Source organism: Asticcacaulis sp. (genome assembly GCF_027484505.1).
Classification (GTDB): domain Bacteria; phylum Pseudomonadota; class Alphaproteobacteria; order Caulobacterales; family Caulobacteraceae; genus Asticcacaulis.
Genome location: NZ_JAIXSV010000297.1, coordinates 1 through 3278, shown reverse-complemented (window position 1 = coordinate 3278; position 3278 = coordinate 1). Strand labels below are relative to the sequence as shown.

Sequence of the window (3278 nt, the reverse complement as noted above, 5' to 3'; positions counted from 1 at the left end):
CCCGGAGACGGTTCACCTTCCCTTATACCTCCCTGCACGTCAGTGCGGGGAGCCGGGCGGCCGGTGCCGGGGACCGCACGAACCGCCAAAGGCGGTGAGATGCGGTGGTGGGGTGAGCAACCGGGGGCGCGTTCAGTATGCGCAAGACGCCGTAGGCCGGTGCCGCCGTCTCCGACCGGAAAAGCCCTCACGGTGGGGCGGTTGGGGGCTGTGCCTCCGTCCCTTGCCGGCGCAACTGCGCCACCAGCAGCGCGGCTTTCGACGGTTGCGGCGTCAGACCGGGCAGCGCTGCCGCAGCGCGGGGCGCTTTTGCCGGAAACCCGACACCCGCAGCGGTCACCCCCGGCACAGGCAGGGGACGATCTACCGTGTCCGTCCGGTGAGCGATTTAAAGGCATCGTCTCTGGATTTTGTCCCGCCTAGGACGGTTCGGTCTGAACTATGTTGATCAGGGCAAGCTCACCTTCTACGACGAACGATGCGCACCATACCGAGGTCATGCCTTGGATTGGAACAAGCTGGTTGTCGTCCCCTATCTCTGCGGCGAGGCTTTCAATACATCCAGCATCGTCCCCCAAAGCGCTCAGCAAGGCCTTTTCAGGTTGCGTCGCCCAAAGCCTCAACGCCTCTCTTGGGTTCGGCGCGCGTCTTTGAGCAATGTAAGTGCCGCCTTTGTAGTCCAGGAAAAGGGTATAAACAGGCACTAGGTATGACCTTCTGAAGGTTTCCATTTCCATGGGAGGAGGAGATCGATATCTGACTGCGGATGGTCCTTAATGCGGCCGATGACGTCGGTTAGATAAGTAACCGGGTTAAGCCCATGCATCTTGGCGCATTCAATAACCGTCAGGATGTTGGCGATACGCTCTCCGCCATCCTCTGAACCTGCAAAGAGCCAGTTCTTGCGGCCCAGACCAATCGGACGAACAGCCCGCTCGGCGATGTTGTTGTCGATTTCCACTCTTCCGTCATCAAGGTAGACGCAGAGCGCGTCCCAACGGGACAGAGCGTACCGAACGGCTTCAGCAAGGTTCTGCTTCTTAGGTATGCCCGGCAGTGTGTCCATCAGCCATGTACGGAACTGCTCCAGCAGAGGTTTAGCGTGCTGTTGGCGCATCGCGCGGCGCTCATCTGCTGGCATCCCGCGTATCTTATCCTCAATGGCATAAAGCGCGCCGATCTGGTTCAGAGCCTCGTTAGCAATCGTCGAAGGTTGCTTGCCCTTTATGACGTCGTGGAACTTGCGCCGCACATGCGCAAGGCAGGCCGCTTCCACGATCTGGTTGCCGTATAGCTTCTTATAGCCACCATAGGCATCGGCATGCATCACGCCCTTAAAGTCGGCGAGGTGTTTGGCCGGATGCGTACCCTTGCGATCGGGACTGAAGTAATAGGCGACGGCTTTGGGGTGCTTGCTTTGGTATCCGCTGCCATCATAGACATAGACCCACAATCGACCCGTTTTTGTTGTGCCACGTCCCGGATCGAGGACTGCGACCGTTGTATCATCGGTATGGATGCGATCAGATCCAATAATGTAGGCTTTGACGGCATCGACCAACGGGTCGAGCATAGCCGATACCCGGCCAACCCAATCCGCCATGACCGAACGCGAGATGTCGATGCCCTGACGCGCGAACATTTCTGACAAGCGATAGAGCGGCAGATGGTCGTCGAACTTCGAGACCATGATGTGCGCCAACAAGCCCGGACCGGGTTTTCCGCGCTTAATGGGGAGCGGCGCCATCTTCCCGGTGATCTCGGTGTCGCAGTCCTTGCATACCATGCGCTTTTCGATGTGGCGGACAACTTTGAAGGTTTCCGGCACATGTTCAAGTACCTGGGTGACCTTATCTGGCGCTTTCAGGAAGGCCGTCCCACCACAGTCCGGGCACTCACACGCCGGCATGTATACCCGCTCTTCCAGAGGCAGATTATCCGGGAGGGGCTTACGGGCCGGACGCGAGGCCGTTTCGTCACCCTCAGGCTCTGGCGCGCTCATGCGTTCGAGCGCTTCGCTGCGGCTGGTTTCGATCTCTTCGAGCATCAACTCAAGCTGCCCGATCTGACGTTCGATCTTTTCGGATTTCGGGCCGTGCTGCCCATGACGCAAGAGCCGAAGCTGGTCTTTCAGCGCGGTGATGATGACGTCACGCTTCAGAACCTCCGCCGTCAGGTTCGCCTGCTGCGCTTCCTGCGCGCTCAATTGCGCCGCCTGCTTCGCAATAATAGCACGCAAAACGGCCGGATCATCAATGCTATCTATCGGCGGCAAATCCATGCCTGAAGCTAGCACGAACGGCGGCAATCGGCGACTGAAAACGCACGCAAACCCTTATTAAATAACGCCTTCTAACCCATACGCGCAGGCGCTGATGTCCAGGCGGGCCTGCGCCAATCCATACCTTCCACGAGCATTGCGAGTTGAGCCGACGTAAGCGCGGCCACACCGTCTTTCGCCGTGGGCCAGGGAAAGTATCCCTTCTCCAGCACCTTGTAATAGAGGCAAAAGCCCTGACCATCCCACCAGAGAAGCTTTATCCGATCTGCACGTCTGCCCCGGAAGCCAAAGACGGCTCCCGAAGCGGGAGCTTCCTTAAGGGCGGTTTCTACAAGACTCGACAGGCCGTCGATCCCTCGGCGCATATCGGTAATGCCGCACGCCAGATACACCTTCACACTGCCGCCAGGTCCGATCATGCGCCCTCAACACAACAAATGAGCGATGACAGGTTCTGCAGATTGATGCAGGATCGCACCCTCAGCGTGCGGCCGCAACGAAGGCCGATTTCAACTATCTCTGATCCAGGGGCCTTATCTTGAGCTGGAGACACTGGACCGCCGTCCGGAAGCGCCGTCGCCACCGAAACCTCGACGAAGCGAGCGCCTGCCATCGGCTTGAACTGGCTTCTCCAATTGTAGATTTGCTGGGGCCGCAGATCGTGTCTACGCGCTACCTGTGCCACCACAGCGCCAGGTTCCATCGCCTCCTTCAGGATTGCCAGCTTTTCCGCATCCGAACGCCGACGGTAACGCTCGACGCCTCCTAGAACCTCTACTCGCGCCATATTTCCTCAAAGTTACGTCTCAAATTATAAACTTGTGACGTAACTTCTCACGGAAGCCTCGAATTTTGGAGCAAACTCACCGGACGGACACGCCGTAGCAGAGGGCTGGCACTAAAAAACATTGCGATAATCGCGTTATACAAAAATTAATTTTCACCTACTAATATTGCGCAATTGTTTGCAGCGCTAAGCTCAAGCCGTGCTTGAGCT

The 3278-nt window shown here is 57.9% G+C and carries 5 protein-coding genes; all 5 read right to left on the bottom strand.

All coding sequences use genetic code 11. The features are described from left to right. Nucleotides 1–187 precede the first annotated feature (187 nt). The 5 genes from Q0072_RS17090 to Q0072_RS21960 all read right to left on the bottom strand — a co-directional run bounded on the left by Q0072_RS17090 (nt 188) and on the right by Q0072_RS21960 (nt 2984). The gene (locus tag Q0072_RS17090; RefSeq protein ID WP_298332718.1) at nt 188–340 is read right to left on the bottom strand and encodes a hypothetical protein; all 153 of its coding nucleotides are present in this window, start codon (nt 338–340) and stop codon (nt 188–190) included. 79 nt (nt 341–419) lie between these two features. Continuing rightward, on the bottom strand, nt 420–704 hold the full coding sequence (locus Q0072_RS17085) for a hypothetical protein (RefSeq protein WP_298332716.1): 285 nt from the start codon (nt 702–704) through the stop codon (nt 420–422). Then, nucleotides 704–2281 carry an IS66 family transposase gene (locus tag Q0072_RS17080; protein ID WP_298332714.1) on the bottom strand — a complete coding sequence of 526 codons (1578 nt, stop codon included), beginning with the start codon at nt 2279–2281 and terminating at the stop codon, nt 704–706. The genes Q0072_RS17085 and Q0072_RS17080 overlap by 1 nt, the downstream gene beginning before the upstream one ends. Nucleotides 2282–2352: 71 nt before the next feature. Then, nucleotides 2353–2700, bottom strand: coding sequence for an IS66 family insertion sequence element accessory protein TnpB (tnpB, locus tag Q0072_RS17075; RefSeq protein WP_298332712.1), 348 nt, complete (start codon nt 2698–2700; stop codon nt 2353–2355). Next, nucleotides 2697–2984, bottom strand: coding sequence for a transposase (locus Q0072_RS21960; RefSeq protein WP_366941839.1), 288 nt, complete (start codon nt 2982–2984; stop codon nt 2697–2699). Before Q0072_RS21960 ends, tnpB begins: the two co-directional genes overlap by 4 nt. Nucleotides 2985–3278 lie beyond the last annotated feature (294 nt).

What these genes read in the sequence shown, in the direction of transcription:
- Q0072_RS17080 (WP_298332714.1), bottom strand. Translation starts at nt 2,281, where the DNA reads ATGGATTTGCCGCCGATAGATAGCATTGATGATCCGGCCGTTTTGCGT.
- tnpB (WP_298332712.1), bottom strand. Translation starts at nt 2,700, where the DNA reads ATGATCGGACCTGGCGGCAGTGTGAAGGTGTATCTGGCGTGCGGCATT.
- Q0072_RS21960 (WP_366941839.1), bottom strand. Translation starts at nt 2,984, where the DNA reads ATGGAACCTGGCGCTGTGGTGGCACAGGTAGCGCGTAGACACGATCTG.